The sequence below is a fragment of the Microbacterium sp. AISO3 genome (assembly GCF_002204305.1).
Classification (GTDB): Bacteria; Actinomycetota; Actinomycetes; order Actinomycetales; family Microbacteriaceae; genus Microbacterium; species Microbacterium arborescens.
Genome location: NZ_NHRF01000006.1, coordinates 31,028 through 56,673 on the forward strand (window position 1 = coordinate 31,028; position 25,646 = coordinate 56,673).

At 67.7% G+C, this 25,646-nt stretch carries 22 protein-coding genes; 6 read left to right on the top strand and 16 right to left on the bottom strand.

Features of this window, described 5'->3' with window-relative positions:
• The first annotated feature begins 85 nt into the window (after nt 1-85).
• The 3 genes from rfbA to CBF90_RS10150 are packed head-to-tail and all read left to right on the top strand — an operon-like array spanning nt 86 to nt 3,378.
• A complete protein-coding gene (gene rfbA, locus CBF90_RS10140) occupies nt 86-955 on the top strand; it encodes a glucose-1-phosphate thymidylyltransferase RfbA (protein WP_023955442.1) in 870 nt (289 codons plus the stop codon).
• Nucleotides 955-1,953, top strand: coding sequence for a dTDP-glucose 4,6-dehydratase (gene rfbB, locus CBF90_RS10145; RefSeq protein ID WP_088380527.1), 999 nt, complete (start codon nt 955-957; stop codon nt 1,951-1,953). The genes rfbA and rfbB overlap by 1 nt, the downstream gene beginning before the upstream one ends.
• Nucleotides 1,954-1,956: 3 nt before the next feature.
• The gene (locus CBF90_RS10150; RefSeq protein ID WP_088380528.1) at nt 1,957-3,378 is read left to right on the top strand and encodes a bifunctional dTDP-4-dehydrorhamnose 3,5-epimerase family protein/NAD(P)-dependent oxidoreductase; all 1,422 of its coding nucleotides are present in this window, start codon (nt 1,957-1,959) and stop codon (nt 3,376-3,378) included.
• A gap of 12 nt (nt 3,379-3,390) precedes the next feature.
• Here CBF90_RS10150 and CBF90_RS10155 read toward each other — a convergent pair whose 3' ends face one another.
• From CBF90_RS10155 to CBF90_RS10165, 3 genes are read right to left on the bottom strand one after another with little or no spacing between them, the layout of a single operon-like run.
• Nucleotides 3,391-4,692 (bottom strand): nucleotide sugar dehydrogenase, encoded by a 1,302-nt coding sequence (locus tag CBF90_RS10155; RefSeq protein ID WP_023955448.1) that lies wholly within the window; start codon nt 4,690-4,692, stop codon nt 3,391-3,393.
• A 29-nt stretch (nt 4,693-4,721) separates the two neighbouring features.
• Nucleotides 4,722-5,900, bottom strand: a complete 1,179-nt coding sequence (locus tag CBF90_RS10160) for a glycosyltransferase (RefSeq protein WP_172407820.1) — start codon at nt 5,898-5,900, stop codon at nt 4,722-4,724.
• The gene (locus CBF90_RS10165) at nt 5,893-7,125 is read right to left on the bottom strand and encodes a glycosyltransferase family 4 protein (protein WP_088380530.1); all 1,233 of its coding nucleotides are present in this window, start codon (nt 7,123-7,125) and stop codon (nt 5,893-5,895) included. Before CBF90_RS10165 ends, CBF90_RS10160 begins: the two co-directional genes overlap by 8 nt.
• Before the next feature lie 187 nt (nt 7,126-7,312).
• Here CBF90_RS10165 and CBF90_RS10170 point away from each other — a divergent pair, with 187 nt between their 5' ends.
• A complete protein-coding gene (locus CBF90_RS10170; protein ID WP_141097148.1) occupies nt 7,313-8,005 on the top strand; it encodes a glycosyltransferase in 693 nt (230 codons plus the stop codon).
• Here the strand turns inward: CBF90_RS10170 and CBF90_RS10175 are convergent, their stop codons facing one another.
• The 5 genes from CBF90_RS10175 to CBF90_RS10195 all read right to left on the bottom strand — a co-directional run bounded on the left by CBF90_RS10175 (nt 8,006) and on the right by CBF90_RS10195 (nt 13,727).
• Nucleotides 8,006-9,490, bottom strand: a complete 1,485-nt coding sequence (locus CBF90_RS10175; protein WP_242435656.1) for an ABC transporter ATP-binding protein — start codon at nt 9,488-9,490, stop codon at nt 8,006-8,008. It lies immediately after the preceding gene.
• A 328-nt stretch (nt 9,491-9,818) separates the two neighbouring features.
• Entirely contained in the window at nt 9,819-10,802 is a 984-nt protein-coding gene (locus CBF90_RS10180) for a Gfo/Idh/MocA family protein (protein WP_088380532.1), read from the bottom strand.
• The gene (locus CBF90_RS10185) at nt 10,799-11,899 is read right to left on the bottom strand and encodes a DegT/DnrJ/EryC1/StrS aminotransferase family protein (RefSeq protein ID WP_088380533.1); all 1,101 of its coding nucleotides are present in this window, start codon (nt 11,897-11,899) and stop codon (nt 10,799-10,801) included. Before CBF90_RS10185 ends, CBF90_RS10180 begins: the two co-directional genes overlap by 4 nt.
• The gene (locus CBF90_RS10190) at nt 11,896-12,501 is read right to left on the bottom strand and encodes an acyltransferase (RefSeq protein ID WP_088380534.1); all 606 of its coding nucleotides are present in this window, start codon (nt 12,499-12,501) and stop codon (nt 11,896-11,898) included. Before CBF90_RS10190 ends, CBF90_RS10185 begins: the two co-directional genes overlap by 4 nt.
• A 47-nt stretch (nt 12,502-12,548) precedes the next feature.
• Nucleotides 12,549-13,727 carry a glycosyltransferase gene (locus CBF90_RS10195; protein ID WP_023955463.1) on the bottom strand — a complete coding sequence of 393 codons (1,179 nt, stop codon included), beginning with the start codon at nt 13,725-13,727 and terminating at the stop codon, nt 12,549-12,551.
• Between the two features lie 56 nt (nt 13,728-13,783).
• Between CBF90_RS10195 and CBF90_RS10200 the strand changes: the two genes are divergently transcribed.
• Both CBF90_RS10200 and CBF90_RS10205 read left to right on the top strand, forming a co-directional pair.
• Nucleotides 13,784-14,482: a glycosyltransferase family 2 protein gene (locus CBF90_RS10200; RefSeq protein ID WP_277921432.1), complete on the top strand. Its 699-nt coding sequence runs from the start codon at nt 13,784-13,786 to the stop codon at nt 14,480-14,482.
• A gap of 2 nt (nt 14,483-14,484) precedes the next feature.
• Nucleotides 14,485-14,952: a DUF2304 domain-containing protein gene (locus tag CBF90_RS10205; protein ID WP_023955467.1), complete on the top strand. Its 468-nt coding sequence runs from the start codon at nt 14,485-14,487 to the stop codon at nt 14,950-14,952.
• Here the strand turns inward: CBF90_RS10205 and CBF90_RS10210 are convergent.
• From CBF90_RS10210 to CBF90_RS10245, 8 genes are all read right to left on the bottom strand, one after another.
• Nucleotides 14,949-16,919, bottom strand: coding sequence for a DUF6541 family protein (locus CBF90_RS10210; RefSeq protein WP_088380535.1), 1,971 nt, complete (start codon nt 16,917-16,919; stop codon nt 14,949-14,951). The two genes, CBF90_RS10205 and CBF90_RS10210, sit on opposite strands and share 4 nt — an antisense overlap.
• 1 nt (nt 16,920) lies before the next feature.
• A complete protein-coding gene (locus CBF90_RS10215) occupies nt 16,921-17,658 on the bottom strand; it encodes an ABC transporter ATP-binding protein (RefSeq protein WP_088380536.1) in 738 nt (245 codons plus the stop codon).
• Nucleotides 17,655-18,557: an ABC transporter permease gene (locus tag CBF90_RS10220; protein ID WP_088380537.1), complete on the bottom strand. Its 903-nt coding sequence runs from the start codon at nt 18,555-18,557 to the stop codon at nt 17,655-17,657. Before CBF90_RS10220 ends, CBF90_RS10215 begins: the two co-directional genes overlap by 4 nt.
• A gap of 86 nt (nt 18,558-18,643) precedes the next feature.
• Nucleotides 18,644-21,127, bottom strand: a complete 2,484-nt coding sequence (locus tag CBF90_RS10225) for an FG-GAP-like repeat-containing protein (protein ID WP_023955475.1) — start codon at nt 21,125-21,127, stop codon at nt 18,644-18,646.
• A 250-nt stretch (nt 21,128-21,377) separates the two neighbouring features.
• Entirely contained in the window at nt 21,378-22,463 is a 1,086-nt protein-coding gene (locus CBF90_RS10230; RefSeq protein WP_088380538.1) for a glycosyltransferase, read from the bottom strand.
• 3 nt (nt 22,464-22,466) lie between these two features.
• Nucleotides 22,467-23,909 (bottom strand): LCP family protein, encoded by a 1,443-nt coding sequence (locus tag CBF90_RS10235; RefSeq protein ID WP_023955479.1) that lies wholly within the window; start codon nt 23,907-23,909, stop codon nt 22,467-22,469.
• Nucleotides 23,906-24,373 carry a 5-(carboxyamino)imidazole ribonucleotide mutase gene (gene purE / locus CBF90_RS10240; protein ID WP_023955481.1) on the bottom strand — a complete coding sequence of 156 codons (468 nt, stop codon included), beginning with the start codon at nt 24,371-24,373 and terminating at the stop codon, nt 23,906-23,908. The genes CBF90_RS10235 and purE overlap by 4 nt, the downstream gene beginning before the upstream one ends.
• A gap of 111 nt (nt 24,374-24,484) precedes the next feature.
• Nucleotides 24,485-25,612, bottom strand: coding sequence for a 5-(carboxyamino)imidazole ribonucleotide synthase (locus CBF90_RS10245; RefSeq protein ID WP_023955483.1), 1,128 nt, complete (start codon nt 25,610-25,612; stop codon nt 24,485-24,487).
• Nucleotides 25,613-25,646: the final 34 nt, after the last annotated feature.

A 25,646-nucleotide genomic window follows, 5' to 3' on the forward strand; every position in this document is an offset into this window, starting at 1 on the left:
CCTCTCGACTGCGATTACCTCCCAGATGATACCTTCGGCATTCTGTGAGCTCTGGGGCTCAGGGCACCTATGCCACGATGGTCGGGTGAAGGGCATCATTCTCGCCGGCGGCTCAGGCACGCGGCTGCATCCGATCACCTTGGGCGTCTCGAAGCAGCTCATCCCGGTGTACGACAAGCCGATGGTCTACTACCCGTTGTCGACGCTGATGCTCGCGGGGATCCGCGACATCCTGATCATCACGACACCGCATGATGCGCCGTTCTTCGAGCGGCTGCTGGGAGACGGGTCGCAGCTCGGGATCTCGCTGACGTTCGCGCAGCAGCCCTCCCCGGACGGGCTGGCGCAAGCGTTCACGATCGGCGCGGATTTCATCGGCGGAGAGAAGGTCGCCCTCGTCCTCGGCGACAACCTCCTGTATGGCCCCGGCCTCGGTTCGCAGCTCAAGCGCTACGCGGACGTCGACGGCGGCGCTGTCTTCGCGTACTGGGTGGCGGAACCGGCGGCGTACGGTGTCGTCGAGTTCGACGGCACCGGGCGTGCTGTGTCGTTGGAGGAGAAGCCCGCCGCACCCAAAAGCAACTACGCGGTGCCGGGTCTGTACTTCTACGACAACGATGTGATCGACATCGCCCGCAACCTCGAGCCCTCGCCCCGCGGCGAGTACGAGATCACCGACATCAACAGCGCCTACCTCGAACGGGGCAAGCTGCAGGTCGAGGTCCTCCCCCGCGGCACCGCCTGGCTCGACACGGGCACCTTCGACCAGATGACCGACGCTGCCGACTACGTCCGGACGATGGAGCGGCGGACGGGTCTGCGTATCGGCGTTCCCGAGGAGGTGGCCTGGCGGCAGGGGTTCCTCACCGACGATGAGCTGCGCGAGCGCGCGACGAAGCTCGTGAAGTCCGGGTACGGCACATATCTGTTGGAGATTTTGGAGAGGGGACGCTGATGGGAACGCTTCTCGTGACCGGCGGTGCCGGGTTCATCGGTTCGAACTTCGTTCACCACGTCGTCGGCAACACCGATCATTCGGTGATCGTGCTCGACAAGCTCACCTATGCGGGCAACGCCGCATCCCTGGCGGGCCTGCCCGAGGACCGGGTGCGTCTGGTCGAGGGCGACATCGCCGACGCCGCGCTCGTGGACGAGCTGTTCGGGCAGGTCGACGCGGTCGTGCACTACGCGGCCGAGTCGCACAACGACAACTCCCTGCACGACCCGCGTCCCTTCCTCGACACCAACATCGTCGGCACGTACACGCTGCTCGAGGCAGCACGCAAGCACGACAAGCGGTTCCACCACATCTCCACCGACGAGGTGTACGGCGACCTCGAGCTCGACGACCCGGCACGGTTCACCGAGTCCACCCCGTACAACCCGTCCTCGCCCTACAGCAGCACCAAGGCCGGTTCCGACCTGCTCGTGCGCGCCTGGGTGCGTTCGTTCGGGGTGAAAGCGACGATCAGCAACTGCTCGAACAACTACGGGCCGTATCAGCACGTCGAGAAGTTCATCCCCCGCCAGATCACCAACGTCCTGCGCGGCATCCGCCCCAAGCTCTACGGCAAGGGCGAGAACGTCCGCGACTGGATTCACGCCGACGACCACTCCTCGGCCGTGCTGACGATCCTCGACCGCGGCGTCATCGGCGAGACGTACCTCATCGGCGCCGACGGCGAGAAGGACAACAAGACCGTCGTCGAGCTCATCCTCGCCCTCACCGGCAACCCCACCGACGCGTACGACCACGTCACCGACCGCCCCGGACACGACCTCCGCTACGCGATCGACTCCACCAAGCTCCGCACCGAACTCGGCTGGACACCCCGCTACCAAGACTTCGAGGCCGGCCTGACAGCGACCATCGACTGGTACCGAGACAACGAGGACTGGTGGGCGCCCGCAAAAGACGGCGTCGAAGCCTTCTACGCCTCGAAGGGGCAGTGACCCATGTCGATCGAGTTCGGCAAGACGCTCACAGTCACCGAGACCCCCATCCCGGGGCTCATCGTCCTCGACCTCCCCGTGCACGGCGACTCTCGCGGCTGGTTCAAGGAGAACTGGCAGCGCGAGAAGATGACCGCAGCGGGCATCGACCTGCCCGACTTCGGCCCGCTGCAGAACAACATCTCGTTCAACGACGCGGTGGGCACGACCCGCGGCATCCACGCCGAACCCTGGGACAAGTATGTCTCCGTCGCCACGGGCCGCATCTTCGGCGCTTGGGTCGACCTTCGCGAGGGGCCGACCTTCGGGGCCGTCTACACCGCTGAGCTCGACCCCTCGCGAGCGATCTTCGTCCCGCGCGGCGTCGGGAACTCGTATCAGACGCTCGAGCCCGACACCGCTTACACGTACCTCGTGAACGACCACTGGTCGCCCGATGCGACCTACACCTTCCTGAATCTCGCTGACGAGACCGCCGCGATCGAGTGGCCAATCCCGCTCGATCAGGTCGAGATCAGTGAGAAGGACAAGAACCACCCGCGTCTTTCCGATGTGGTTCCGATGCCGCCCAAGCGCATCCTGGTGACCGGAGCGAACGGCCAGCTCGGCCGGGCACTGCGCGCCGAGTTCGGCGATCACCCCTGGATGGAGTACGCGGGACGGGACGAGCTCGACCTGACGTCGCCCGACCTCGCCTCCGCGCGTCGGTGGCGCGACTACAGCACGATCATCAACGCTGCCGCGTACACCAAGGTCGACCTCGCCGAGACCCCCGAGGGGCGCGTCGACGCCTGGGCGGCCAACGTCACCGCGGTCGCCGCGCTGGCGCGCATCGCGAGGGTGAACGGCATCACTCTCGTCCACGTCTCGAGCGACTACGTGTTCGATGGAACGAAGGACGGCGCCTACACCGAGAACGATCCCGTGTCACCCCTCGGCGTCTACGGGCAGACGAAGGCCGCCGGGGATGCCGTCGTATCGGTCGTTCCCCGTCATTACATCGTCCGCACCAGCTGGGTGATCGGCGACGGCAACAACTTCGTGCGCACGATGGCCTCGCTCGCCGAGCGGGGTATCGACCCCAAGGTCGTCGACGACCAGATCGGGCGCCTGACGTTCACCGATGACATCGCGCGCGGCATCCGGCACCTCCTCGAGACGGGTGCTGAGTACGGCGTCTACAACCTGTCGTCGAGCGGCGACGCGCTGAGCTGGTTCGACGTAGCCCGCGAGGTGTTCGTGGCTTGCGACGCGCATCCGGATCGCGTCTCGCCCGTCTCAACCGACGACTACTTTTCCGGATCACCTGGGCCCGTCGCGCCGCGCCCGAGGAACAGCACTCTCGATCTTGATCGCTCCACGGCCCGGGGACTCATCCCGCCCGCGAACAGCCGAACAGCCGCTGGCTTTCTCTCGAACGGTTGACGAGCTCTCCGCTCACGCGGTCGACGCGGCGCCGATCACGATGCGCGGCACGCCCGCCCATCGAGCCGGGTCGGTCGCGTTCCGACCGTCCACCAGCAACCGGATGCCGGGAAGGTCGCGCGTCGAGAGCTGGCGGTACTCAGCGTGGTCCGTCTGAAGGATGGCCATGTCGACCGGCGCGCCCGGCGAATGAGGCGTGAGACCGAGCTGAGCGAGCTCCTCATCGTCGTAAAGCGGGTCATCCACCGTGACGAGGGCGCCGCGCTGCTGCAGGGCCTGCACAGTCGGGAAGACGCCTGAGAAGGCGGTTTCCTTCACGCCGCCGCGATAAGCCGCGCCCAGGACGACGACGCGCAGCCCGTCGAGGGAGCCCAACATGTCTTCCGCCCGCGAGACCAGACGTTCGGGCATGGAGGCGTTGAGCAGCCGCGCAGTGCGCACGATGTCGGCATCGCGGTCCGTTGAGAGGTAGAGGCGCGGGTAGACCGGGATGCAATGTCCGCCTACAGCGATTCCGGGCCGGTGAATATGGCTGTACGGCTGTGAGTTGCATGCCTCGATGACCTGGTAGACATCGATACCCTGCTCGCCCGCGAAGAGCGCGAACTGGTTCGCAAGACCGATGTTCACGTCGCGGTACGTCGTCTCTGCGAGCTTCGCCATCTCTGCAGCCTCGGCGCTGCCGAGATCCCACACCCCGTTGGGACGGGGCAGGTCCGGGCGCTCGTCAAACTGCAACACCGCCTCGTAGAACTCACGAGCGCGTGCCGCGCCGGCCTCCGACAGACCGCCGATGAGCTTGGGATAGCGGCGCAGGTCGGAGAAGACGCGACCGGTGAGCACTCGCTCAGGGGAGAAGACGAGGTGGAAGTCCTCGCCCTCGGTGAGGCCAGAGCCCTCCTCGAGGAGTGGCTTCCACCGGTTCCGCGTCGTGCCCACCGGAAGGGTCGTCTCGTAGGAGACGAGGGTGTCAGGAGTGAGGTGCTGCGCAAGAGACCGCGTGGCCGCGTCCATCCATGCGAAATCGGGCTCCCACGTGCTGTCGTCGACGAACAACGGCACGACGAGGACCACGGCATCCGCCGAAGGGACGGCTTCGGCATAATCAACGGTGGCCCGCAGGCGCCCGTCTGCGACCAAACGCTCCAGTTTCTCCTGCAGGTGAGCTTCACCGGGGAACGGCTCGACGCCCGCGTTGATGGACGCGACCGTTCCGGCGTTGACGTCGACCCCAATGACCTCGTGGCCCGACTCGGCGAACTGAACGGCGAGGGGCAGCCCGATTTTTCCCAGGGCTATCACGGCAATGCGCATTAGCTCAGTCTACAAGCGGGCTAGTGGTCCTACCTCCGGCGGAGGGTCAGCGCGAGGATTGTCACGAGCATCAGGCCAACACCGACGGCCGTGTTCCTTGCCAGCGGCAGGAAGCGGGAAGCCCCGACCTTGATCAAAGCGGATGCCGCAACGTACCGCGGCTGCGCTTGCGCATGGAGGAAGGCTGTCAACCTCGCTGGCCGAACCATCCCCCACTGCCGAGGATTCGCCATCTGCTCGCTCAACCGGTGCACGGTCTCGAAATCGGGCTCGTCTCGGCGCAGCTCGTCGACGGTGAGCCGGTGGATCGATGCGATGTAGCCGAGGCTGCGGGGCGAGATCGACTCGATCATGTCGACCACTTCCCGGAAGGCATGCACGTCATCGCGAGTGAACCCCCGCCCGCCGTCGCGGATGCGGACGGTGTCCATGAGGTTGCGGCGCAAGAGCTTGGTAGCGAGCGCGTCACGGTAGCCCGGAACCAGGGAGCGGATGAACCCGCTCCCCAGCACCTCACGGATGGCGGAGAGCTCCTGCCGCACCGGTTTGGGATCCCACGTGACGCGTACTGGCGCGTCGGCGTGCTCGATGTACGCCGCGACTCCGGCCGCCGGCACGACGCGTCCGAGCGCCCACAACCGAGTGACGAACGGCAGATCGCCGCCGCTGCGGGCACCGTCCATGAGTCGCAGTTGCAAGCGTTCCACAGCGTCTCGCCGCATGAGTCCGAGTGGCGCACTGCGGTACGGCAAGCGGTCCTTCGCGAAGTCGAGGACCCCTGACTTCCAGACGCGCTTCGCCGGTGAGCGGACGAGCGCACGCCTGTCGCCGCGCACGACTTTGGCGATGACGGCGTCAGCTCGGAAGCGCTCCGCGGTGGCTCGCCACTGAGCCGCCGCGCCGGGATCCAATTCGTCGTCCGAGCCCATGATGCCCACGTAGTCCGCATCCGAGGCCGCAAGTCCGAGGTTGAAGGGACCCGACGGACTCGGGATTCCGTCGTCCAGCTGAAGAAACCGCACCCGTTCAGGTGCCCGCCCGATCACGTCGGCGAGCTCAGCCCTCACATCCGTCTCCGGCAGGTTGTGGCACACGATCAGCACACGGATCGATGAATCGTCGTCGCTGAGCACCGACCCCACGGCCCGCCGGATGTTCCGCCTGACATCGTGGACGGCGATGATGATGTCTACGGTTCGCTCAGTCACCGGCATGCCTCTCATAGATCTCACGGTATGCCCGCAGGAAGACATCCTCACTGAAACGAGCGCACAGCGCGCGCCCGTGCTCGCGCACTCTGGCGCGGTCGCGTCTTGCTGCCCGGAGGATCGCCGGCGCTATCGCTGCGGCGTCTCGGGACACGATCTCCCCCACGGCCGAGGTGACGAAGGCGTTGTGCTCTCCCGGCCCGGTCACGACGACGGGCGTTCCCATCGAGAGCGCCTCCACCGTCGCCAGTGAGAACGTCTCGCCGTCGGAAGGCAGGAGGAAGACATCCGCATCCGCCAGCGCCCGGGCGACGGCGGAGCGGTCTTGGTGGCCCGGCGCGCGGCGCACCACGTCCGCGGACTCCGACAGGAACTGCGCCCGGTCGGGACCGTCACCGATCCAGTCGAGCTCCACGCAGACGCCTCGGTCGCGCAGGCTGCGGATCGCGTCGATCGCGATCCGCCATCCCTTACGTTCGACGAGCGAGGCGACGACGACGACGCGGATGGTCGTGTCTCGCCGCCCTCTGCGCTCTACGCGCGGGTCGGGCAAGGGATCGACGATGTTGCCGACAACCGACACCGGACGCTTGCGCACTGCTCTGATGCGCTCGGCCAGATGATCTCCGACCGCCACGACCTCATCCGGACCACGAAAGAGCACCTTCAGAGCGGCGCGGCAGATCGCCGGCCCCTCGTCGACGAGACGCGGAACGGCGCTCCAGTGCTCCGTATGCACCCAAGGCGTCCGAGGGGCACGCAGCGCAAACGGCATCGCGGCAGGTGCCGCCATGGTGTGCACGATGTCGACGCCAGCGTCGATGGCGCCGAGGCGGCGTTGCACAGAAGCCCACCCGCGAGGTGAACGAACATCGACGGGAATCCGGAACACGCGTGCAGCGCCATCCATGAAGGACCGCCGTCCGTCATCGAGGCCCTTCCCGACGAGATGCAGCACCTGAATGTCGTGTTCTCGAGAAAGCGCCTGAACATCCCGCGCGATGAAGGAGCCGGCACCAGGGTTGCGTCGTGTCGGGTACCAAGACGTCACCACTCGCACGCGCACCACCCGAGGATAACAGTGGCAAAGCGCCTGCCACCGGCTACCCGCATAGCATGGTGGGATGCCTCGTTCCTCGCGCGTTCTGCACCTCAACGACTGTGCTTTCGTCGGACGGCACATCGTGACCGCTGCACGCGAGACCGGGCGCTCTTGGCGCTTCATGCCGCCGGAGCAGGCGTGGGCTCCGGTGCGCGCGGGCCACCGGAAGCCCACGAAGTTGGCACAAGCCGCGACCTTCGCCCGTATCGACGTCAATGTCGCTTGGGCGCAGGTCGTGCACGCCCACTTCGCGACAACGGCGAGCCGGCTGACTCCGTGGTTCGTACCGTCTCGCCCGTACGTTCTTCACTTGCACGGTACGGACATCCGAACCCGCTGGGCATCCTCCGCTGAGCACGACAAGATTCAGCGGTTCATCGACGGCGCTTCACACGTCTATTACTCGACCCCCGATCTCCTCGAGAACGCCACAACCGCACGGAGCGACGCGGAGTACCTTCCCATCTTCGTCGACCCGCATCAGCTTCCCGACTGGCGTCCGCAACCATATGTCGCGGTGGTCTCCCGGTGGGAAGAGGTGAAAGGCCATGTCGAGATGCTCGCCGTGGCTCGCGGCCTCATCTCAGCGGGTATCGAAGTGCGAGGCTTGAACTGGGGTCCCGGCGCCGCTGAGGCCGCCGCCATCGGCGTGAAGCTGCAGCCACGGATGTCGCACCCCGACTTCCTGGATTTCTTGTCTCACGCGTCTGCGGCACTGGGGCAGTCGAGCTCGATCCTGAGCGTGTCAGAGGTCGAGGCGATGGCCATCGGCGTTCCGCTCTCCGCGGTGGGAACGCACCTACCCGGACCGGACGGACGACCCCTTCCTATCCGGGAAGGCTCACCGGACGAGGTGACGGAACAGCTCCTCGCAGACCTCGAAGACCCCGCCGCCGCCTCGCATCGACTCGACGTGGCGAACTGGGCGCGCACCTGGCATACCGCTCACCGTTATCTGCCTCAGCTCGACGAGACCTACCGGCGGGTCACGAGCGACAGCTGATCAGGTCAAACCCGCGAGCCGCGCCTGAGCGGCGAAGTCTGGAGCCTGGCGGACCACCTCATCGAATGTGCCGCGTGCGACGAGTCGGCCGTCGGCGAAGAAGCACACCAGGTCGGCGCGACGCACCGTCGCGAGCCTATGCGCGACCGTCACCACGGTCACAGACCCTCGCAGACGCTCCATCGCTGCGGTGACAGCGTCTTCGGTCGTCGTGTCGAGAGCCGAGGTCGCCTCGTCCAACACCAGGACTACCGGCTCGGGATAGAGTGCCCGGGCGATGCCGAGACGTTGCCGCTGGCCGCCGGAGAGCGCGAGTCCGCGTTCGCCGATTCGCGCATCGAGCCCGCCCTCTCGCGCCTCGAGGAACGGTCCCAGCTGGGCTCGGTCGAGGGCGGACGCGGCAGCGGCCCGGTCATATTCCGTGCTCCATGTCAGAGCGACGTTCTGACCGATCGTTCCATCGAAGAGAGCCACGTCCTGCGGGACATACCCCACGCGTGAGCGCCACGTACCGAGAACCTCTCCGAGATCCTGGTCATCGACACGGATAGAGCCCGTCGTCGGGGTGATGAGTCCCAGGAGCAGATCCACCATCGTCGATTTTCCCGCGCCGGATGCACCGACGAAAGCGACGTGTCCGCCGAAAGGGATCTCCACGTCGATCTCCTTCAGCGCGGGCAGCGCGCTCCCCGGGTACGTGAAGGACACCCCGCTCAGGACGAGCTTCTGCGGCTGCGGCGCGAGAGAACCGTATCCGATGGATTCCGCGTCACGGACGTACGCATCCGCCGCACGGATGTCCCGCATAACCGCGCGGGCATGAGGCATGGTCGACGCCGTGGAGGTCATCACCCCCTGGAACTGCAGCATCGACGGCACCATGCGGAAGCTCGCCAGGCCGAAGAGCGCGATAGACGTGAAGGCGGTCTCGATCCCCCCGGTCCAGTAGCCCACGCCTCCGATCAGGAGAAAACCCAGGATGATTGCTGAATCCACGACGAATCGCGGGATGGCACCGAGGAAGCCGATGGTGGCGCGGGCACGCACTGCCTCGGCCCGATTGGCACTCACCAGAGCGGCGACCTCTTCCGCTTTGTCGCGCAGCGTGATCTCCTTCAAAGCCTGCACCATCTCGGTCATGAGCTGAGCGGTCTTGAACGAGTAGTCACGGTTGATGCGTCCGTTGCGCACGGCGCGACGCGATACCCAGCCGTAGAGGAGCGCCGCGACGAGCCCGAGATAGGCGAGTGTGACGGCGGCGATCAGCGGCTGCGACACGACGAGCACCAGCAGAACGGACAGGAACGTCACGACCTGCGAGGGGAGCGAGGCGGCGGGAAGCAGGAGACCGGACGTCGTGTTGGCGATGCCGACATCCGCCATTCGAACCAGCTCGGAGGAATTGCGCTTCAGCCGTTCGAGCCAGGGAGCCCGGATGTACGCCTCGAAGAGCCTGTTGCCGATGGTCAACTCGAACTCGGCCATCCGCCGAGTCACAAACCACTGCTGCGCCAGGGCGATCAACGACTTCACGACCATAAGCGCGCAAGCGCCGATGAGAAGCCAGATGACTGCCGACGAGGGCATCTCCCCGAAGATCGGAAGTGTCACCGGACGCCCGACTGCGAAGGAACCAAGCACGAGTGCGAGCAGCCCCAGGGCGACGATGTCGATCAGCGCCAATGCCGACGAACTGAGAGCGTAACGCGCAAGGAAGCCACGCGCGTTGGCGGGAAGCAAGCTGAGGAGCTCGCGTAACGAAGACCAGAGTTCCTTCACGCGCCCCTCCCGGCCTGCGCCACCGACTGAGCAGTCAGAGTACGGCCGCCTTCCCAGTCGCAGCGGCAGCAAGCGCTGACTCGACGACGGATAGGGTGCGCAGCCCGTCGGCCATCGTCACGATGTCGTTGGACCGTCCCAGTACCGCATCGCGGAAAGCCTCGTGCTCGACGCGCAGGGGCTCCCGCTTCGGGAACGCGAACCGGACGACGTCGCCCTCCGACACACCTCGAAAACTCGACACTGATTCCCACTCGAGAGGGATAGTCCCGTTGGCATAGAAAGTGAGATCGCCCGTCGCAGTGTCAGCGACGAAGGCGCCGCGCTCCCCCGTCACGACGGTGACTCGCTCTTTCATCGGCGAGAGCCAGTTGACCAGGTGGTTCACGATGACACCGGACGCCAGTCGCCCGGTGATCGCGATCATGTCTTCGTGCTCGCGGCCGCTGCGGTGCGCGGTTTGGGCGAAGACGCGTTCATAGGTGCTGTCGCCGACCCACGCGGTCAGGTCGATGTCGTGCGAAGCGAGATCCTTGGTGACCCCGACATCGGCGATACGGGCCGGGAAAGGCCCCTGACGACGAGTCTGGATCTGGTAGACCTGACCGAGCTCGCCGTCGCGAAGACGACGCCGCATCTCCTGCAGCGCAGGGTTGAACCGCTCGATGTGGCCGACCGCGCCGACGAGGCCGGCGGCGTCGAAGGCTTCGACCATCCGCGCTCCAGCCTCGACCGTGTCGGCGATCGGTTTCTCGACGAGGGTGTGCACGCCCGCCGCGCTCAGGCGCAACGCGGCGTCCTCGTGGAACCGGGTCGGGACCGCCACCACCGCCATATCGATCCCCGCGGCGATCAATGCGTCGACGTCGTCGAGCACGGGCAATGAGCCGGCAACGCCGAACGGATCGCCCGCGGGATCCGCGATCGCGGCCAGCTCGACGCCGTCGATCTCTCGGAGGACGCGGGCGTGATGGCGTCCCATCATGCCCACGCCGAGCAGCCCCGCACGCAGCGTCATGCGGCACCCGCCGATGCCACCGCATTGACCGCCGAGACGATGCGCTCCAGATCATCGTCGCTCAGCGACGGGTGCACCGGCAGCGAGATGACCTCCGCTGCGGCGCGCTCCGTTTCGGGGAGCTCCAGGCCTGGTGCGAACGACGCGAGCGAGGGCAGACGGTGATTCGGGATCGGATAGTAGACGCCCGATCCGACGTGGTGCTCGTCCCGGAGCGCCCGGACGAAACCGTCACGGTCCTCAGGCACTCGGATCGTGTACTGGTGGTATACGTGGCGGGCACCCTCGGCCACCGGCGGGACGACGACACCGCGGAGGTTGTTGTCGAGGAACCGGGCATTGGCCCGGCGCGTCTCGGTCCACGCCTCGACCTTGGTCAGCTGCACCCGCCCGATGGCCGCATGGATGTCGGTCATCCGAGCGTTGAACCCTACGACCTCGTTCTCGTACTGGCGCTCCATCCCCTGGTTGCGCAGAAGACGCACGCGGCGGGCGAATTCCTCGTTGACGGTCGAGACCATGCCGCCCTCGCCGCTCGTCATGTTCTTCGTCGGGTAGAGCGAGAACATCGCGAACGCCCCGAACGTGCCGACGGGGCGGTCCCCGAGCGCCGCGCCGTGGGCCTGCGCAGCATCCTCGAAGAGGGCGACGTCGTGGCGCGTCGCGATGTCGGCCAGCTCGCCCATCCGAGCCGGGTGCCCATACAGGTGGACCGGAAGGATGCCGCGGGTCCGCGGCGTGATAGCGCGTTCGACCGCCGCGGGGTCGAGTGAGAAGGTGTCGGGCTCGATGTCGGCGAATACGGGCGACGCTCCGGTAAGCGCCACGGAGTTCGCCGTCGCCGCGAAGGTGAACGAGGGGACGATCACTTCGTCACCTGGTCCGATCCCGGCCGCGAGGAGTCCGAGGTGCAGGCCCGACGTACCCGAGTTCACGGCGACCACGGGCCGCGACTCGACGAAGTGCGCCGCGAACTCCTGCTCGAACGCCGCCACCTCGGGACCCTGGGCGATCATGCCCGAGCGGAGCACGCGGTCGACGGCGGCGCGCTCCTCGTCGCCGACGATGGGGCGAGCAGGCGGGATCATTGCAGTCATCGCGACTCCTTCAGCGTTCCGGCGGATTCGGTGTAGCGCTCACCCGTGCTCGGGCAGACCCACACCCCATCCTCCGCTTGTTCGAGGCGCATCCCGCTCTTCCCCACCCAGCCGATGCGCTTGGCCGGAACTCCCGCGACCAGCGCATGATCCGGGACGTCGCGCACGACGACCGCTCCGGCTGACACCATGGCCCAGCGGCCGATCCGCACGGGAGCAACGCAGGTCGCACCCGCACCGATGGACGCGCCGTGCTCGATCTCAACGCCGACGGGGGTCCAATCGTCCGCGCTCTTCAGCTCGCCCTCGGGGGTGATGGCGCGGGGGTAGGTGTCGTTCGTCAGGACCGCGGCCGGGCCGATGAACACACCGTCGGCCAGGCGCGCCGGTTCGTAGACGAGCGCGAGGTTCTGGATCTTGCAGTTGTCACCGATTGTCACCCCGGAGCCGATATAGGCGCCTCGGCCGATGACGCAACGGCGCCCGATGCGCGCGCCCTCCCGAATCTGGGCCAAGTGCCACACCGCAGTACCCGCCCCCAGCGAGACATCACCGGCGACGTCCGCCGAGTCCACCACGCGGGTGTCATGTGAATGGATCATCTCAAACTTCCCGTGCGCACCGAGAGAGGGCGCACACCGTTTCCATCCTAACGAGCCCGGCCGCGACGGCCCCGTGCAAATCTGGGGCTGTCAACGGCGGCGAGCGTCGCGTCGGCTGCCCGGCGGGCGACGGCGCGTCCGGAGAGGTTACGCGCCGCCCAGGCCGCCACTCCGGCGCGGCGCTCTGCAGAGGGCTCGGCCGACGCCGTCTCGATCAGAGCGGCGGCGACCGGCTCGACATCCCATGCGGTGCCGGCGCCCAGATCGTTGTCGATGACGAGCGAGCGCACGGGATCCGGACCGGCGTAGATGACGGGCGTGCCCACCGCGAGTGCGGCGTACGCCTTCGTCGGCACGGCGAAATCGTAACCGCCACCTTCTCGGATCGAGGCAAGTGCCGCGCGCGCTCCTCGGATCAATCGAGCCGCCACGGGAGCCGGCACCTGGTCGCGGAAGCGCACGAGATCGTCGAGGCCGAGCTGCCGAGTGCGCTCCTTCAGCTCATCCCATTCACCGCCCTGACCAACGAAGAGAGCGGTGATCGCGTGTCCCCGAGCACGGGCGATCGCCAGCGCGTCGATGAACACGCCCGCGCCGTGCCACTCACTGGCGGTGCCGATGTAGACGACGTGAGCGGCGGGCTCGGGCGCCACCGCCGGGTTGAAGGTCTCGTCATCGACACCGTGGCCCACAGCGGTCACGCGCGCGCCGGGGCTCAGGGCACGCACGGTCGTCGCGACGCCCTCGGTCACCGCGAGCACCGCGCGCGCTCCGCCGAGCGACCATGCCTCGAGGGCGCGCACCAACCGCACCACGATTCGCGGCGCGCTCGTCGCCTCGGCCGCGACGGAAACGAGGTCGGCCGCGTAGTAGACGTACGGGACCCGACGGATGGCGCAAGCGACGCGCACGACGGTCCCGGTGGTCGGCGGAGGCTCCACGACCGCGACATCCGCTCGCGGGCCGAGCAGCACGCGGAAGAAGGCGGGGATGTCAAAACTCAGGTAGGGCAGGTAACCGCGCACCTGCCCGGAACGATCCCGGAGCACCGGCCAGCGACGCACCCGTCCCGCGGGACGTAGCGTCGTCGCGGACCGCGGTGCGCGACTGGTGAGAACTTCGACATGGTGTCCACGCTCGTGGAGTTCTCGGACGAGGAGCGATAGCCGCAGACTCGCTGCCGCGGGCTCCGGCGCATAGATTCGTGAGACGATCTGAATGCGCATGACCTCTCGATCCTAACGGCCCCGACCCTCGCGCCCGCGTCTGCGAGAATGAGACCGTGTCCCCCGCTATCCCCGCCGTCGATCGTGTCGACGCCATCACCTGGGTGGTGGTTCCCCTCTATAACGAGATGACGGTCATCGGGGATGTGGTCCGCGAGCTCACCGCGCACTTCCATCACGTCGTCTGCGTCGACGACGGCTCCCGCGACGACTCGGTCGCCGCTGCCGTCGCTGCCGGAGCCACCGTCGTGCGGCATCCGGTCAATCTGGGTCAGGGCGCGGCGCTGCAGACCGGAATCGAGTTCGCTCTCTCGCACCCGCAGGCGGAGTACCTCGTCACCTTCGACGCCGACGGGCAGCACCGGGTCGAGGACGCAGTAGCCATGGTCCGTCGAGCGGACGAGGAGAATCTGGCCATTGTCTTCGGTTCGCGGTTCCTGGATGACCGTACGCGGCCCGGATGGGCCAAAAAGGTGGTGCTGAAGACCGCGGTCTGGGTCACGAACATGACGACCGGCACCCGCCTCACCGATGCCCACAACGGATTGCGCGTGCTGCGGCGCGATGCCGCCGCGCGTGTCGATCTGCAACAGGACCGCATGGCGCATGCGACAGAGATCGTCCTACAGCTCAATCGCACGGGTCTCCCGCACGCCGAACATCCTGTGGAGCTGCGATACACCGACTACTCGAAGGCGAAAGGGCAGAGCCTGCTCAACGCCGTCAACATCCTCGTGGACCTGGTGGTGAAGTGATCATGGGTATCCAGATCCTGCTGATCGGGTCGATCCTCGTCCTGGGATTCCTTCTCCTGCGCAAGCCCGGCAGCGACACCCATCAAGCGTTGCGCCGTATGCTCTTCGCCGCGTTCGCCCTCGTGGCGATCCTGTCCGTGCTCTTCCCGCAGTGGCTGACCTGGGTCGCGCAGCTCATGGGCGTCGGCCGCGGTACGGACCTGCTCCTGTACGCGCTCGTCGTCGTCTTCCTCGCGTTCGTCTACGCGCAGTACCGAGCTAACGCCGGCTTGCAGCGTCAACTCACCCGGCTCGCGCGCCGCTTCGCCATCCAAGAGGCGCTGCTGGCCGAGGCGCGGCAGCTCCATACGGACGGGGAAGGGGCGCCCGGATCGCCTCCGGACAGCTCGGCGGGGCCCGCCCCCGAGTTTCCCGCGCTGCAGAACCGAACCGCCCTCGACGACGACCGCGGCGAAGGACCTACCGCCTAACAGGCGATGACACGCCAGAGCGACGCGTCTCCCTCGCGGTCGACCAGCTCGAACCCCGGCCGTTCGTCGATCTCTGCGAAGCCCGGCATCATCCACCGTCCCGGATACCACTCCCCGGGCCCGAAGTCGAGCAGATACTCCGCCCCGAACGCGGCGAGCGCGCCGCAGACAGCTGGGTCGTCACTGACGTTGCGCAGATTCTCGGCGAGGAACCAGTACTGTTCGGAGGACGGAGGCGCCCACGTGCGCGGAATCACATCTCGCCCGCTCAGCGCGTAACCGAATGACGCTCCCGTGCTCGGGTTGGCGATCACGACGGCGTCCTCGGGGAGGACATCGTCGAGACGTTCGAGCAGGGTGAGCTCGTCCTTCGACACGAACGAGGTCGCCGATACCTCGTAGGCATGCGGATCGGTGTCGCCGGCGAACACGTCTCGCCGCTCGACGCGGGGCATCGCGACGGTCTGGACGATCACGGGGACGCACACCAGCAGCACGACTGCGCCGGTCACGAGCGCGAGCGGGGAACGCCCGCTGCTCCGGCGCTGCGCGAGTATCGAGACCCGATCCGACACAGCGGCGACTCCCGCACCGGCGAGCACGAGCCCGAAGACGGGCACGATGGCGGCGAGCCGGTACGGGTCCTCGTACCACGGCCCCACCAACGCCGCTCGTAACCGATCCGACCCCACCGCAGCGGCGACGACGTAGAGCCCGGCGCTCACCGCCCACGCGGTGGCGATCGCACGGATCCGCCATGAGCTCGCGGCCATGCCTGCCACCACGCCCGCCAGCATCGCGATGCTGACGGCCAAAGCCGCTGGGTAACCCAGGAAGCTGTTCGCGACGACCTCGAGGCCTGCTGAGCGGATGCCGGTGTGCGGCTCCCAAGCGGCGGAGACGCTGACGCCGAAATACCACCACACCCAGCACAGCACGCCGGCCGCCGCGACGGCTGCGACCAATCCGTTCAGCCCGCTGCGCCCGCTCCGGGCGAAGTGTCCCGGCAACGACCACAGCAGCGACGCGAGAGCGGCAACCCCCCACGCGAGCGCGGTCGAGGGCTGCGACACCAGGACGGCACCGAGCGGCAGCAAGACGACAGCGATCCCGCCTACCGCTGCGCCAACCGATGCGCGCCGGCCGGCCGCGCTGGTATGGCCGACGATCTGCTTCGGAACGCGCGCGGGGATGATCGTCGCGATAGCGGCGGGAAGGAGCGCGCCGGCGAGCAGCTGCGGATACAGGACGCCCCACTGCACGAGCCCGAGCGGGAATGCGATGACCGAACCCGCGAGCGCTGCTGCAGCACCGGCTGCGACGGGGCCGGCCACGCGGAAGGCGAGGAAGGCGACTCCGAGAGGCCAGACCACGACGCCGATGACGAACGTGAGGGCATTCGCCGCGAGGGGGATGGACGCGCCGGTCAGCGGCGGGATCAGGGCTGCAAGCGTATGCCAGGCGGACGGGTAGAAACCGCGGGCGCCGATGACCTCGGTGATACCAAGCGGCGAGGCGACGCCGGACTCGATAGCGAAGCGCACCGCGCTCAGGTGAAAGGCCGCATCATTCGTCTGCGAGATGGCGGCAGGCGTGCCGAACTCGCTGACAAACCGGATGCTCAGGAGCAGACCCCCCAGGACAAGCCCGGCCAGGATGATGGCGGTATCCGCGCCACGCCGAGGGCCGGCCCCGTGGAGACCCGGCCAGGGCAGAGCCCGACGAATGCCCCAGACCGAGAGCAGAAGGCCGGCGAACGCGACGAGCGCGCTGACGGGCGACCACGGCACGCCGATCAGATCGAGCACGAGAGCCGAGCCCACGGCCATGACCACTGTGAGTGCAGGGGCGAGCGCCCATAGCGCCACGGACCGGAGCCGCAGTATCGCTCCCATCCCCAGCCCGGGCAGCAGGACGACGATCGCCGCAACGACGTACGCCGGACTGCTCGCCAGCCATTCGGTCACGCTAGTCGCCGATCTGGGCGATCGCTTCCTCGACCGGCCCGTCGAACACGACCTCGCCCTTCTGGATGACGATCCCACGGCTGCAGAGCTCGCGCACCATCTCCATATCGTGCGACACGACCACCAACGTCTTGCGCTGCTCGATCAGCTCGGCGAACTTCAGCCGGCACTTCTCCCGGAACGGGGCATCGCCGACCGACAAGATCTCGTCGACCAGCAGTACATCGAGCTCGACATGGATCGCGACGGAGAAAGCGAGCCGCATGAACATGCCCGACGAGTAGTGCTTGACCTCCTGGTCGATGAACTCGCCGATCTCGCTGAAGGCGACGATGTCGTCGTATCGCGCCTCGATCTCCTTCCGGCTCATGCCGAGGATCGCCGCGTTGAGGAACACGTTCTCACGGCCCGAGAGCTCGGGGTGGAAACCTGCACCGACCTCGATCAGACCCGCGACGCGTCCTCGCGTGAGGACCTCTCCGCCGTCGGGCTGCATGACGCCGGAGATGAGCTTGAGGAGCGTTGATTTGCCCGACCCGTTGTACCCGAGGATCGCGACCGACTCGCCCTCATCGATGATGATGTCGACCCCGCGCAGCGCGTGGAAGACGCTCGTCGTCTTCCGGCCGCGGAGCCACGAGACGACGCTGTCCTTCAGGGAGAATGCGTGATTGAGCAGGAAGGTCTTCTTGACGCCGTCGATGATGATGCTCGGCCGGCGTGTGGCTGTGGTGGTCATAGGTCTTGCGCGAACCTTCCCTCGAGCCGGCGGAAAACACTCTGTCCGAGGAAGAGGAACGTGAAGGAGATCACGAATGCCCAGAGCGTGTTGATCCCGAGAGCGGGCGGTATTTCGAGCGCACTGTCGCTGATCGGGAACCAGAACGCGTAGTGGAACAGCTCGACGGCCTGGGTGATGGGGTTGAGCAGATACACCTCAAGCAGCCACGAGGGCAGCCCGAGCGTCGTGAGCGCATCGCGGACCATCGTCCAGAAGTACAGGACCGGCGACGCCCAGGTAGCAAGCAGCAGGAGCAGCTCGACAACGTTCTCGGCATCACGGAAACGGACGTTGATCGCGCCGAAGAGAAGCCCGAGTCCGAGCGCGAAGATGAGGATGATGGCCACAGCCGCGACCACGGCCAACGCGGACAGCGCCGATGCCTGCGCGAACAGACCGAGGAAGCCGCACACGATCAGCAGCAGGGCGAGCTGCGGGAGGAAATGGACGAAAGCGACGGCTGCTGCGGAGATCGCAAACAGCTGCCGAGGCAGGTAGACCTTGCGCACCAGGGGCGCATTGCCCACGATCGAGGTCGTCGCGTTCTTGTAGGCCTCAGAGAAGAGGTTGATGACGATGATCCCTGAGAAGAGATAGACGGCATAGTTCGGGATGCCGCGCTCAAGGCTGAGGAAGAGCCCCAGCACGACCCAGAAGACGAGGAACTGCGCAGCGGGGCGCACGTACGACCAGGTCCAGCCAAGGACAGAGTTCCGGTAACGAGTGGTCACGCCCGTCCGGATCAGCAGCCTCAGCAGATAGTGCCAGCGCACCACGTCGAGAAGCCCTCGCCCGGAACCGGGCCGGGCGAACTCGCTTCGTGGAACAGCGGCGAAAAGGGAAGATGTATCGGTCACGTTTCGCTATTCGGGTCTCTGCGCGGGGGCGTCCGCAACCGGTTCATCATAGCCGCAGCGGGCTGTGCGCTCGCCCACGGCGGCTCTCACCCGAGCTGTTCGAAGCCGGCCCAACCGCGGCCGATCTGGCGAGAGCCGGCCCAACCGCCAGCGCCGTTGCCTTGGTAAAGGAGCAGTCCGCCTGCCGCCGTCCGGGCGATGAGATCCGGATTTCCGTCGCCATCGAAATCGCCGACCCCGACCAGGGCCGTCATGCCGGACCACCCGGTACCGACGACCCGAGCCGCTCCCCAGGCGCCGTCGCCCGCTACGGGATACAGCCAGAGCCGACCGTCGACCCCACGGGCGAGCACGTCAGCACTGCCTTCGCCGCTGAAGTTGCCGACGTGTATCAGGTCGACGAACCCACCCCAGCCGCGTCCGATCTGCTGTGCGCTTCCCGACCACCCTCCGGCACCATTGCCGCGGTAAAGCCACAACCGCCCCTGGGCGTCGCGCGCGATGACATCGACGTGACCGTCACCGTCGAAGTCGATGCCGCCGACGACGGCCGTGAATCCCGCCCAACCGGTTCCGATGACGCGAGCAGCACCCAGAGAGCCGTTCCGTGATCCTGGAAGGAGGACAAGACGACCGTTAGGGTCGATGCGCGCGACGTCGGCGCGACCGGATCCCGAGAAGTCGCCCATGTTCACGAGCGTGCCGCCCGCAGGCCAGTCGCGGGTGAGGCTCGTCGACCCCGACCAACCTCCCCGTCCGTCCCCGCGGTACAGGGTGAGATCCGTGGAAGCGACAGCGAGGACGTCGGCATTGCCGTCTCCATCGATGTCACGGACGTACGGCGTCTTCGCGACCGGCGCCCCGGGGCCGGCGAGCGCGATCATGCGGCCCCAGCCGGTGCCAACGGGGGCGACATAGGCCAGCCCGCTCCCCGTGCCTCGATAGAGGTGAAGTGCTCCATCGTTGTGCCGCGCCAGAAGGTCGGCTTTGCCGTCACCGGTGAAGTCCCCCACCGCCGCGAAGGCCGCCATCGCGGACCAGCCCCGGCCGAGATCGATGGCTGCGCCCCATCCGCCACTGCCGTTACCCGGGTACAGGCGCAGAACTCCAGCGTTATCGCGAGCGATGAGGTCCAGGTTGCCGTCGCCCGTGAAATCCGCCCCGCCGACGAGGGCGGTGATGTTCCCCCAGCCGCGGCCTACGCGTTCCGGGTCGTGGAAGCCCCCCGCACCGTCGCCGCGCCACAGCATGAGGGACGAGTCCTGAACACCGATGAGGTCCTGGATGCCGTTCCCGTCCACGTCACCGGCAGCGGACAACAGCCGGGCCGAACGCCAATCGCCGGGGATGCGTTTCGGAGTTCCGAGCGTCGCCCCGTCACCCCGATAGAGCCAGAGATCGCCCCTGGCATCGACCCCGACCAGGTCGCGGTGCCCGTCCCGATCGAAGTCGCCGATACCCAGGATCGACCGCACGCCGGTGCCCTGCGCCAGCGCAACCGGTGCACCCCACCGAGCAGGAGCCGTGTATGGGTAGGCCCAGATCGTGCCGTCCGTTCCGGCCGCGTACATGTGAGTCGTGCCGTCGACGTCCAGGCTCGGCTCCGGCAGAGAATTCACGGTATCGATGAAGCGTGAGTGAACCCACGCGATCCGCCCGTGCGCATCGACACGGACCCAGTCGCCGTACGTTCCCAGACGCAGCACCATCTCCCCCCGAGAGAGCGTGACAGCGCCTGCGCTGCACCGCTCGTCGGGAGCGCGGCGAGCATTCAGCGCCTCGGCCGTCACGAGATAGATGCCCGCCGCTGCCGCCACGTCCTCCGTTCGCGGGGGCGCACACACGTCGGGCTGGGTGCCGCCGAACCACTGCTGGAAGAAACGGAAGAAGTTGCGGTTGCCGTATGACGAGCATCCGTCACCCTCGCCGGAGACCGCGCGGAGCGACGCGGCGTTGGGCTGATAGGGCGTGTAGTAGTACAGCGCTGACGTCGCCTTGTTTTCGATGTACACCGGCGACGATCCGCACTGATCGACCCACTGGCCGTTCACCAAGGCCGGGGGGTGGTACAGGATGTTCCAGGTGCGGCCGGGAGCGTACCAGGTGAAGAAGTTGCTGGTGCCCGGAGGGTTCTCGTAGCGGCGAAGCTGGCGCGCTGCCCCGTACACCTGGTTGAAGAAGCCATAGTACGCAGAGTCGCAGCCCGAGGTATCGGGGCATCCCTGTCCCATCGCAATGCGGTATTGCGAATCGTACGGGTACGTGTCTGTGACCAACCTCTGCTCTTTTTGGAGCATCACGATCAGGACCTGCGGATTGATGCCGCAGGCCTGGGCGACCTTCATGATGATGCGCGCGGCGCTCTCGACACCGCCGCCTTGATAGCTGTTGCACATCGGATCGGCTGCGATCCACCGCGTCTGATCGGTCTTGTCCTTGAGGCAGACGTAGCCAGACCTGCACGCGGTCACCTGCGAGTTGAGGAAGTCCTGGATCTGACCCTCGTTCATCGTGGCGGCGTTGTAGAAGATGGCATCCGAGATGATGTTGCCGGCACGGAACTGCGACATGTCGACAGCCGCCGGCGCAGATCGACCCGACGCACCCGCCGAGACGGCGCCGTCCGCCCACTGACTCGGCTGAGCCGCCGCAGGGGCAGTGACACCGATACTCACCAGCATTCCTGCGGTCACTGCGACAGCGACGAGAGGCGAAAGCAGTCGCCGCGTCAGGTTGCTCCACCTTCGACTCATGTGAACAGTGTGACCGATGTTGTTCGACCTGCGAAACGGAATCGGACGTTCTCGCTCAGATAGTCCTTCACAGCTCGGCGTGGAGCGCCCAGACGCGCTCGGCGTGATCGCGCCACGAGAACGCGCGGCCGCGGTCCCCGGCGCGCACGGCCCACCGATGGAGCTCCTCCGGCGACGCCAGCACCTCGCCCGCGGCATCCCGCAGCTCGTCGAACGGGGCGATGCGCGCACCGTCCAGGAGCACCTCGCGATGGACGGGTGAATCGCACGCCACGACGGGGATGCCCAGCACCATCGACTCGACGGCCCGCCAGGGGAAACCCGATCCGTCGGAGAGCGCGATCAGCAGCACGGCCGCGTCGAGCACGGCGGCGCGGTCGGCGGAGTCGAGCCCGCCCGGCACGATGACGCGGTCGCGGTCGATGCCCGACTCGGCGATCGCCCCGGCGACGTCGGCGGGCGCGTCGAAGACGACGACGCTGGAGGTCTGCTCCCCCGCGATCGAGGCCAGCACGGCGCGCAGCTGCTCCTCGGTGCCGCCCGCGACGACGGCGACCCGGTCGGGCACACCGAGTTCACGACGCCGCCCGACGGCGTCGGTCGGCACGCGGAACTGCGCGGGGGCGGCACCCGGGATGACGCGGATCCGGCCGCTGAGCCTGGGCGCGATCTCGGCGAGGCGATGCGCCGTCGCGTGCGCGGGGACGACGACGGCATCCGCGTGCTTCTCGGCACGCTTGAGCAGGGCACGATGAGCCAGCAGAGTCGCCCGCGGGAAGAGCGCGGGGGCGTCCCACACGGCGAGGTCCCAGAGCGTCACGACCGTCTGGTCGTTGTCGTGTGCGCGGTCGTGCTTCACGAGCGGCGCGAGGAGGGTCGGCGCGTGCATCAGCCCACCCGCGACGCCTCCCGAGATCCCCATCGGCCAGGAGGCCAGCAGGCCGGTCCGCGGGAACGGGGCCCGGATGGTCTGCGCCAGGCCGTCGACCGCGGCGGCGGCGTCGACGGCATCCGAGGGAACGACGGCGGCGACCTCGCACCGGGCGGGCGCGGTCTCGATGAGCGCGCGCGCCACCTCGAGGGATGCCTCGGCGGAGTCGGCGTCGACGACGTCGATCAGCTGGTCGAGGACGACCCGGAGAACCGTGCTCATCGTTCAGCCCTCCGGCTCGGGGGTCGGGGTCTGCGGGTGGAGTGCGTCCTGCACCATCTGCTGGACGAGGGCCCAATCGGGGTCGGCCTCCTCGATGCCGTTCGCCGGGGTGAGTTCGATCGTGGTGACCGGCTGCTCCTTGGCCTTGATGGCGATGTCGGCGAGGAAAGGCAGCAGATCGGCGGGGATGTCGGTCTGCACGAGCACCTGGCCGGCGTCGGCGATCTCGGTGAACCGGTCGAGCACGTTCTGCGGGGTCATCTGGGCGAGGATCGCCTGCTGCAGCTCGCGCTGGCGGCGCATCCGGTCGAAGTCGCTCGTCGTGTAGCGCGACCGGGCGTACCACTGCGCGGTGTCGCCGTCCATGTGCTGCTGTCCGGCCTCGATCCACCCCTCGGCCCAGTCCTCGGCGCTCTGCCCCTCATACCGCGGGCCACCGCCCTTGGGCAGGCGCTCGACGACGTTGATGTCGACACCGCCGAGGGCGTCGACGAGGTCGGCGAAGCCCTTCATGTCGATGAAGACGTAGTACGGGATGGTGATGCCGAGGATGCCTTCGACGGCGTCCTTGGTCGCTTCCACACCCGGCGACGAGCCGTTGTTCTTCGCATCCGGGTAGAGAGCGTTGCCGTCACGGCAGATCTCGACCTCGGTCTGCAGCTGGTTGATGCCGCTGCTCCACCCGCAGTCGGGGTCGAGGCGTCCCTCGTGGATGTCCGGGTAGAGGTCCTTCATCGGCCCCGGGGCGAACGGGAAGTGTCCCATGTCGCGCGGGACGCCGGTGATCGTGGTCGCCCCGGTCTCCGCGTTCACGGACACGACGGAGATCGAGTCGAAGCGCATGGAGTCACGCCCCTCGCCGCTGTCGGCACCGAGCAGGAGGATGTTGTAGTAGCCGTCCGACGGCGGAACGCTCGGCCCGCTCGCGCCGAAGACGGTGCTGAGCGTCTCTCGCACGGAGTTGACCCGATCGAATGTCCACGCCGCCGCCGAGGTCGACGCGACGGCGAGCACGATGGCCAGGAGCGGTACGCCGATGCGGGCGACGGTGCCCGCCCGCACGAGCCGCACGAGCCGCAGCGTGTCGACCGTCAGCACGAGCCACAGCACCGCGTAGAACGCGATGACGGCCTGGACGATCACCAGCACGAACCAGTTGGTGGCGAGCGAGAGGAGCAGCGGACGCCACAGCAGTCCGGTCAGCACGGTCAGAAGCGCGAGGACCCACATCGTGATCGTCGCCGCGAGACCGAACCGCCCCAGGCGCCGGTTGCCCGCGAGCACTTGGGCCGACCCGGGCAGCAGGAAGTTGAGCACGACGAGCCACCAGCCGCGGCGACCCATGACCTCGGGCGACGAGGTGTCGGGATGCCGGAGCGGACGTTCCTCGATGAGGTTCGAGCGAGGCGGCCGCGCGGAGCTGCGCGGCGGGGCGCTGACGCTCACAGGGAGTCCTTGAGGCGACGGTTCTTCTCTTCGACCTGCTGCTCGAGCCCGCGTGCGTACTCCTCCAGCCGGTCCGCGAGTGCCGGATCCCCGGCTCCGATGATGCGCGCGGCGAGCAGGCCGGCGTTCTTCGCGCCGTTGATCGAGACGGTGGCGACCGGGATGCCGCCCGGCATCTGCACGATGCTCAGCAGCGAATCGAGTCCGTCGAGGGTCGCGAGCTGGACGGGGACGCCGACGACCGGCAGCGGCGTCAGCGACGCCAGCATCCCCGGAAGGTGCGCCGCTCCGCCGGCTCCGGCGACGATGACGCGCAGACCGCGCTGTCGCGCCTCACGGCCGTAGCGCAGCAGCTTGTCGGGGGTGCGGTGAGCGGAGACGACTTCGACCTCGTGGGCGACGCCGAGATCTGTGAGCGCCTGCGATGCGTCGCTCATGACGCGCCAATCGGAGTCCGAACCCATGACGACTCCCACGAGCGGGGCGTCCGATGAATGCAGCGGCGAGGATGTCACCGACCCAGGTTAGGTGTGCGACCTGAGGAAATCCCGGAGCGGCGCGGTGCCCCGCCGGGCTCAGTCGTCGAAGTGAGCGGCCACCACGCGGGCGTCGCCCACGACGGCGTCGAGGTCGTCGCCGGAGAGGTTCACGTGCCCGACCTTGCGACCCGGCCGCGGCGACTTGCCATAGGTGTGCACCTTCGCTCCGGGGTGGGCGTCGAGCGCGGCGGGGATGCGGGCGGCGAGCGAATCGGAGACCGGACCGCCCAGGATGTTGATCATGACCGACCACGGCGCTCGAGGAGACGTGTCGCCGAGCGGCAGGTCGAGCACGGCGCGCAGATGCTGCTCGAACTGCCCCGTGACGGCACCGTCCTGACTCCAGTGGCCGCTGTTGTGAGGGCGCATCGCCAACTCGTTGACGAGCAGACGCTCGTCGGCCGTCTCGAAGAGTTCGACGGCGAGCATGCCCGTCACCCCCAGCCCCTCTGCGATCGCGACGCCGATGTTCTCGGCGACCTCGATCAGGCGCTGGCCCGCGCGCGGAGCCGGGGCGATGACCTCGGCGCACACGCCGTCGCGCTGCACGGTCTCGACCACGGGGTACGAACGCCACGCTCCGGAGGGCCGCCGGGCGACCTGCTGGGCGAGTTCGCGCGTGAACTCCACGAGCTCCTCGACGAGGAGCTGTCCGCCCGGCTCGAGCGCGGCGAGCCAGTCGGCGGCTTCCTCGGCGGCACCGACGACCCGCACGCCCTTGCCGTCGTAGCCGCCGCGCGGGGTCTTCACGACCGCGCGCCCGCCGTTGTCGTCGAGGAACGCCTGCAGGCCGGCGGCATCCGAGATCGCGGCCCACTCGGGCTGCGGCATCCCGAGTTCGGCGAGTCGAGCGCGCATGCGCAGCTTGTCCTGCGCGTAGAAGAGCGCGTGGGGGCCGGGGTGGACCGCGACGCCCTCCTCGACGAGGGCCCGCAGCACGTGCTGCGGAACGTGCTCGTGATCGAAGGTGATGACGTCGACGTCGCGCGCGAACGCGCGCACCGTGTCGAGGTCGCGGTAGTCGCCCGTGGCGGTCGCCGCGATCGCGGCGGACATCCCGGCCTCCTCGGCCAGCACGCGCACGTCGATGCCCAGCTCGACCGCCGGCGCGATCATCATGCGGGCCAGCTGCCCTCCGCCGACGATTCCTACTCGCAACGACATAGCGCCTCCTCCGGGTTCGCATCCATCATCGCGC

What these genes read in the sequence shown, in the direction of transcription:
- CBF90_RS10155 (WP_023955448.1), bottom strand. Translation starts at nt 4,692, where the DNA reads ATGCGCATTGCCGTGATAGCCCTGGGAAAAATCGGGCTGCCCCTCGCC.
- CBF90_RS10190 (WP_088380534.1), bottom strand. Translation starts at nt 12,501, where the DNA reads ATGATCCATTCACATGACACCCGCGTGGTGGACTCGGCGGACGTCGCC.
- CBF90_RS10165 (WP_088380530.1), bottom strand. Translation starts at nt 7,125, where the DNA reads ATGAAGCGCCAAGAGCGCCCGGTCTCGCGTGCAGCGGTCACGATGTGC.
- CBF90_RS10185 (WP_088380533.1), bottom strand. Translation starts at nt 11,899, where the DNA reads ATGACTGCAATGATCCCGCCTGCTCGCCCCATCGTCGGCGACGAGGAG.
- CBF90_RS10205 (WP_023955467.1), top strand. Translation starts at nt 14,485, where the DNA reads ATGGGTATCCAGATCCTGCTGATCGGGTCGATCCTCGTCCTGGGATTC.
- CBF90_RS10245 (WP_023955483.1), bottom strand. Translation starts at nt 25,612, where the DNA reads ATGTCGTTGCGAGTAGGAATCGTCGGCGGAGGGCAGCTGGCCCGCATG.
- CBF90_RS10195 (WP_023955463.1), bottom strand. Translation starts at nt 13,727, where the DNA reads ATGCGCATTCAGATCGTCTCACGAATCTATGCGCCGGAGCCCGCGGCA.
- CBF90_RS10230 (WP_088380538.1), bottom strand. Translation starts at nt 22,463, where the DNA reads ATGAGCACGGTTCTCCGGGTCGTCCTCGACCAGCTGATCGACGTCGTC.
- CBF90_RS10225 (WP_023955475.1), bottom strand. Translation starts at nt 21,127, where the DNA reads ATGTCGCAGTTCCGTGCCGGCAACATCATCTCGGATGCCATCTTCTAC.
- rfbB (WP_088380527.1), top strand. Translation starts at nt 955, where the DNA reads ATGGGAACGCTTCTCGTGACCGGCGGTGCCGGGTTCATCGGTTCGAAC.
- CBF90_RS10175 (WP_242435656.1), bottom strand. Translation starts at nt 9,490, where the DNA reads ATGGCCGAGTTCGAGTTGACCATCGGCAACAGGCTCTTCGAGGCGTAC.
- purE (WP_023955481.1), bottom strand. Translation starts at nt 24,373, where the DNA reads ATGGGTTCGGACTCCGATTGGCGCGTCATGAGCGACGCATCGCAGGCG.
- CBF90_RS10150 (WP_088380528.1), top strand. Translation starts at nt 1,957, where the DNA reads ATGTCGATCGAGTTCGGCAAGACGCTCACAGTCACCGAGACCCCCATC.
- CBF90_RS10215 (WP_088380536.1), bottom strand. Translation starts at nt 17,658, where the DNA reads ATGACCACCACAGCCACACGCCGGCCGAGCATCATCATCGACGGCGTC.
- CBF90_RS10180 (WP_088380532.1), bottom strand. Translation starts at nt 10,802, where the DNA reads ATGACGCTGCGTGCGGGGCTGCTCGGCGTGGGCATGATGGGACGCCAT.